The following is a 5,351-nucleotide window of genomic DNA, read 5'->3' on the forward strand; positions in this document are numbered from 1 at the left end:
GCAGTGCAGTCGTCATTGGCACGGGCATGCTGTTGACGAGCGCGCCGGTGCAGGAATTGCCGACATCGGTGTGCACGGCATAGGCGAAGTCGATCACGTTCGCCTGACGCGGCAGCGCGATCAGCTTGCCCTTCGGCGTGAAGCAGAACACCTGGTCGTGGAACAACTCGAGCTTGGTATGTTCGAGAAACTCTTCCGGATTGGAGCTTTCCGAGAGGATGCCGACGGTGTGGCGCAGCCAGGCAAAGGCGCTGGATTCGTGCTCGAGCCGCTCGGTCGGCGAACCCATGCCTTCCTTGTAGAATGCATGGGCCGCGATGCCGAATTCTGCGATCTGGTTCATTTCCTCGGTGCGGATCTGCAGTTCGACGCGCTGGTTGCCGGGACCGATCACGGTGGTGTGGATCGAGCGATAGTCGTTCTGCTTCGGCGTCGAGATGTAGTCCTTGAACCGGCCCGGCACGACGGGCCAGGTGGTGTGCACGACGCCGAGCGCGCGGTAGCAGGCCTCGACATCCGGCATCACCACGCGGAAGCCGTAGATGTCGGACAATTGCTCGAAGCCGACCGACTTGCGCTCCATCTTGGTCCAGATCGAAAACGGCTGCTTGCGGCGGCCATAGACCCGCGCGGCGACGCCGTTCTTCTGCAGGTTCTTGGAGAGGCTGGTTTCGATCTCGCCAATCAGGTTGCGGTTACGGTCGGCTAGCGCGTCGAGCCGCTGCATCACCACCGCATAGGCTTCCGGATCCAGCGTGTGGAACGACAGGTCTTCGAGCTCTTCGCGCATTTCCTGCATGCCCATGCGGCCAGCCAGCGGCGCATAGATGTCGAGGGTCTCCTCGGCGATGCGACGGCGCGAGGCCGGCGGCATGAATTCCATGGTCCGCATGTTGTGCAGGCGGTCGGCGAGCTTGATCAGCAGCACCCGAACATCGTCGGCGATCGCCAGCAGCAGCTTGCGCAGGTTTTCGGCCTGCTTGGCCTCGCGCGACACCAGTTCCAGCCGCTTCAGCTTGGTCAGCCCCTCGACCAGCGCGCCGATCTCGGCGCCGAACAGCCGGTCGATCTCGGCCCGCGTCGCCTCGGTGTCCTCGATCGTATCGTGTAACAGGGCCGCGACAATCGTCGCGTCGTCGAGCTTCAGATCGGTGAGAATCGCCGCCACTTCCAGCGGATGGGTGAAATACGGATCGCCCGAGGCCCGGGTCTGCTCGCCATGGGCGACCATCGCGTAGACATAGGCCCGGTTGAGCATATCCTCGTCAGTGTCGGGATTGTACGATCGCACCCGTTCGACGAGATCATATTGTCGCATCATCCGGGCGCGCGAGGCGCGCGGCACCTTCACCGGCACGTCGGGGACTGGCACGTCGGGCGACGTCGGCGGCACCGCGATCACATCGCTCGCCGCCTGCATCTGCCGTGGAGTACGGCGCGAAGTCGCCATGGAGGCCTCACTTGCGTCAGGATCGCGTCTGCGTCCTGCATTGTTCGACACAAGTTTGCCCTGAAAGTGTCGGCAAAAGCAAAGGCCCGGAGATTGATCCGGGCCTTGCGAAGAATTGATGAGAAGAACGGTCCGGCGAACTGGCGCCGATACCTATTACTCGTCTTCCTCGGGCTGCTCTTCCGGCGGGGCAAGACCTTCAAGACCCCTGAGAAGCTCTTCTTCCGTCATGCGTTCGACCGCGACTTCGGTATCGTCGGCATCAACACTGGCGCCAGCCGAGCCGATCAACGGGATCGTGTCCGGCTCCGGCTCATCGACTTCGACGAACTTCTGCAGCGAATGCACCAGTTCCTCGCGAAGATCCTCGGGTGAAATCGTCGAATCGGCAATCTCGCGCAGCGATACGACAGGATTTTTGTCGTTGTCACGATCAACCGTAAGTTGCGCTCCCGACGAAATCATGCGAGCCCGGTGCGCGGCCAGCAAAACCAGATCAAAACGGTTATCGACTTTATCGATGCAATCTTCGACAGTGACGCGCGCCATTAAATGTCGCTCCGTTGGTGATGGGGCCAAATCTGATGATTATTCGTGCTAGGTATAGGCGCTTGGCACTTTTCGCAAGAACCAATTTGTGTTTTCGACGATCGCGCGTATAGTACTGCTGCATCATGGTACCTTAGTCGGGGCGACGACGGTACTGGCATTCCCGCCCTATCTCCGGTTAACGACCACCAAAACGCTTTATTGCATCGGCAACAGGTTGAGCTTATCGCTCTCTGATTGTCATTTGTCCGATATCCGACCGAATCAATCCGCCAACGTGTGGATGATACTTTACTAAATGCGCTGCGACGGCCATGCCGCGCCAAAAACGTTACTCACAACAAACCTTATGAGAAACTTGATGTCCCCCACATCCGATAAGATCGCGCTCTTTATCGACGGCGCCAATCTGTATGCGACGGCCAAAACGCTTGGCTTCGACATTGACTACAAGCGCCTGCTCAAGGAATTCCAGAGCCGCGGCACGCTGGTCCGCGCTTTTTATTACACCGCGATCATCGAGGATCAGGAATATTCGTCGATCCGGCCGCTGATCGATTGGCTCGATTACAATGGCTATACGGTCGTCACCAAGGCGACCAAGGAGTTCATCGATGCGTCCGGCCGCCGCAAGGTCAAGGGCAACATGGACATCGAGCTCGCGGTCGATGCGATGGAGCTGGCCGAGCATGTCGACCAGATCGTGCTGTTCTCCGGCGATGGCGATTTCCGTTCGCTGGTGGAAGCCGTGCAGCGCCGCGGCGTCCGGGTGACGGTGGTCTCGACCATCTCCAGCCAGCCGCCGATGATCGCGGACGAGTTGCGCCGTCAGGCCGATGTGTTTACCGATCTGGTCGAACTTCAGGCCAAGCTCGGCCGCGATCCCGCCGAGCGGCCCGCCCCGCGCGAACCGCGCCACCAGACGCCGCAATTCCTGCAGCGCGCAACGACGATGGCGCCCCGCGGCGATGACGAAGAATTCGAAGACTGACGTCCTGGTGCCGGCGACAGGCGCGCTTGCCGCCGGCCCCCCCACCGATCCCGACCGCAACTGCCCGCGATGTCCGAGACTTGTCGATTATCGCCACGCGGTCAGGGCCAAAGATCCCGCCGGCTTCAATTCGCCCGTGCCATCGTTTGGCGACGCCAGCGCCGCGCTGTTGATCGTGGGTCTGGCGCCCGGCGTCCAGGGTGCGAATCGAACCGGCCGACCTTTCACCGGCGACTATGCCGGCGACCTGCTCTACGCCACCTTGCTGGACTACGGCTTTGCGTCCGGCACCTATCAAGCGCGGCCGGATGACGGGCTGACGCTTCAGGATTGCCGCATCACCAATGCCGTGCGCTGCGTGCCGCCGCAGAACAAGCCCCTGCCCGTCGAGATTCACACCTGCCGGCCGTTCCTGATCGCGACCATGGAGACCATGCCGCGGTTGCGCGCCATCGTTCTGCTCGGTCGCGTCGCCCACGACACCATGCTGAAGACGCTCGGCATCCGCGCCGTGCTCGCCCCGTTCGCCCACGGCGCGGTGCATGACGCCGGCCGCTTCAAGCTCTACGACAGCTACCACTGCTCGCGCTACAACACGAATACGCGGGTGCTGACCCCCGAGATGTTTCGCAGCGTGTTTGCGCGGGTAAAGGCCGATCTCGCCAATTAGCTCCGTATCCGAAGCCAGCACGTGGTCGATCGGTTACGCGTCCGTGCGGCGGCGGCCGCTAATCGCCGACCCGCCCGGCGGCCAATTGCGCGATTCGATTGGCCAGCAAGTCGCCCGACATCCAGGCTGCCTCGACCCGCGGACCGATCAGCCAATCGCCGCAAATTCCGAGGCGGCGGTCGCGATCGAAAATCGACCCCGATCCCTCCACGCCGGACCGCGCGAAACGCCAGCGGTGGGCGGCCATGCCAATGCAGGGCGGCAGTTCAGACCCCAGCAGCTCGGCCAGCGCCTGCTTGAGGGCCCCCGCAATCCAGTCCGGATCAGCCTCAAGATGGCGCCTGGACCAGTCCGGACCGGCTTGCACGACCCAGCTCTCAGGCCCGGTTCTCATCGGCTTGGACGAGTTGCGGGCGGCCCATCCGATGACGGTGTCCCCCCTCCAGCAATCCTGTACGACCTCGACGGTCTCCGAAAACGCCAGCATCAGCGTCCAGCACGGCTCGCTCACCGCGGCATTCGCACGGGCGGCCAGATCCGGCGCCACGGAAGCCAGCAGGACCGAGGCCTGTTCCGCGGGCACCGCGAGGATCACGGTATCCACATCAACCGCGTCCCCGCGTTCAACCGACAGGCGCCAGCCATGGCCAACGCGTTCGATTTGCGTGATTTGCGTCTTCCAGTGAACGGTCTGTGCCACGGCCATCTGCCGGACCGGCGCATTCATGGCGGGCACCCCCACATAGGCCTCGCTGCCAGCCGCGGGCCAGGGAGCGACGACACCGTCCGCGATCCAGCCGTCGACGCGTCGCCGGAAATCCTCGTCGCGGACGGTGAAATATTGCGCGCCATGGTCGAACTGCGCCTCGCCCGCGGCGGTCGGCATCCGGCGCGTCGACATGCGGCCGCCCGCGCCTGCGCCCTTGTCGAGCAGCACGGCCTCAAGCCCCTGGCCGGCCAAACCCTCGGCGCATGCCAACCCGGCCATTCCGGCTCCAACGATCCCGATCCGCATCAATAATCCCTGCCCGACCTATCGATTTAGAGCCGGGTTGGCCTTCAGCCAGGCCAGCACGTCACTTGCGTTCCGATCCGGCGGAAACACCGGATAGAACACATGCGTGATCTTGGCATCGTCGATGATCAGCGCCAGCCGCTTGATCAAAGTGAGATCGGCGACCTCCATGATCGGCAGATCGAGCGCGTGGACCAGGTCCAGCGCCTCGTCCGACAGCACGGGAAATGGCAGATGCAGCCGGGCCGCCATCTCGGTCTGGTAGTCGTTGCTCTGCGTCGACAGCCCGAACACGTGGGCGGCGCCGGCGGCTTTCAGCTCGGCGAACAGGTCGCGAAAGGCGCAGGTCTGCGGGGTGCAGCCGCGCGCGCCGGGGATCATGTCCCAATCGTCGACCAGCGAGATCTTGCCAGGCTCGCCGGTGCGCGGATAGGCGAACACCACAACGCGGCCCTTCAATTCGGACAGCACGACCGAGGTGTCGTTGGTGGCGCGCAGGCTGAGCTGCGGAATCGCCATGCCCGCTAGATGCGCGGCCGCGCCGTCATCTTCGGGCGCCGGGATTTTGCTCCAGTCAACTTCAAGCAGGTTCAATTGCGCCATCGAACAATCCTCATATGCGTAGGATGGGTTGAGCGCTTGCGAAACCCATCAATCCCCGATCATGTTGTCGATG

6 protein-coding genes are annotated in these 5,351 nt (G+C 63.0%); 2 read left to right on the forward strand and 4 right to left on the reverse strand.

The features are described 5' to 3' along the window. Both Q0S16_RS25950 and rpoZ read right to left on the reverse strand, forming a co-directional pair. A partial coding sequence (locus Q0S16_RS25950; RefSeq protein WP_295855323.1) for a RelA/SpoT family protein occupies nucleotides 1-1,450 on the reverse strand: 1,450 nt, incomplete at its 3' end. Nucleotides 1,451-1,606: 156 nt separating this feature from the next. Beyond that, nucleotides 1,607-1,999 carry a DNA-directed RNA polymerase subunit omega gene (gene rpoZ / locus Q0S16_RS25955; RefSeq protein ID WP_295855326.1) on the reverse strand — a complete coding sequence of 131 codons (393 nt, stop codon included), beginning with the start codon at nucleotides 1,997-1,999 and terminating at the stop codon, nucleotides 1,607-1,609. Nucleotides 2,000-2,360: 361 nt separating this feature from the next. Here rpoZ and Q0S16_RS25960 point away from each other — a divergent pair, with 361 nt between their 5' ends. Both Q0S16_RS25960 and Q0S16_RS25965 read left to right on the forward strand, forming a co-directional pair. After that, a complete protein-coding gene (locus Q0S16_RS25960; RefSeq protein WP_295855329.1) occupies nucleotides 2,361-2,990 on the forward strand; it encodes an NYN domain-containing protein in 630 nt (209 codons plus the stop codon). Further along, nucleotides 2,968-3,660 (forward strand): uracil-DNA glycosylase, encoded by a 693-nt coding sequence (locus tag Q0S16_RS25965; RefSeq protein ID WP_295855330.1) that lies wholly within the window; start codon nucleotides 2,968-2,970, stop codon nucleotides 3,658-3,660. Before Q0S16_RS25960 ends, Q0S16_RS25965 begins: the two co-directional genes overlap by 23 nt. A 58-nt stretch (nucleotides 3,661-3,718) precedes the next feature. Here Q0S16_RS25965 and Q0S16_RS25970 read toward each other — a convergent pair whose 3' ends face one another. Both Q0S16_RS25970 and Q0S16_RS25975 read right to left on the reverse strand, forming a co-directional pair. After that, nucleotides 3,719-4,675, reverse strand: coding sequence for an NAD(P)-binding protein (locus tag Q0S16_RS25970; RefSeq protein WP_295855332.1), 957 nt, complete (start codon nucleotides 4,673-4,675; stop codon nucleotides 3,719-3,721). A gap of 18 nt (nucleotides 4,676-4,693) precedes the next feature. After that, nucleotides 4,694-5,278: a peroxiredoxin gene (locus Q0S16_RS25975; protein WP_295855335.1), complete on the reverse strand. Its 585-nt coding sequence runs from the start codon at nucleotides 5,276-5,278 to the stop codon at nucleotides 4,694-4,696. Between the last annotated feature and the right edge of the window lie 73 nt (nucleotides 5,279-5,351).

The sequence above is a fragment of the Tardiphaga sp. genome, from assembly GCF_025356345.1.
In the GTDB taxonomy this organism is placed as follows: Bacteria; Pseudomonadota; Alphaproteobacteria; order Rhizobiales; family Xanthobacteraceae; genus Tardiphaga.

Coding starts and splice junctions, on each gene's coding strand:
- Q0S16_RS25975 (WP_295855335.1), bottom strand. CDS start 5,278: ATGGCGCAATTGAACCTGCTTGAAGTTGACTGGAGCAAAATCCCGGCG.
- rpoZ (WP_295855326.1), bottom strand. CDS start 1,999: ATGGCGCGCGTCACTGTCGAAGATTGCATCGATAAAGTCGATAACCGT.
- Q0S16_RS25965 (WP_295855330.1), top strand. CDS start 2,968: ATGACGAAGAATTCGAAGACTGACGTCCTGGTGCCGGCGACAGGCGCG.
- Q0S16_RS25970 (WP_295855332.1), bottom strand. CDS start 4,675: ATGCGGATCGGGATCGTTGGAGCCGGAATGGCCGGGTTGGCATGCGCC.
- Q0S16_RS25960 (WP_295855329.1), top strand. CDS start 2,361: ATGTCCCCCACATCCGATAAGATCGCGCTCTTTATCGACGGCGCCAAT.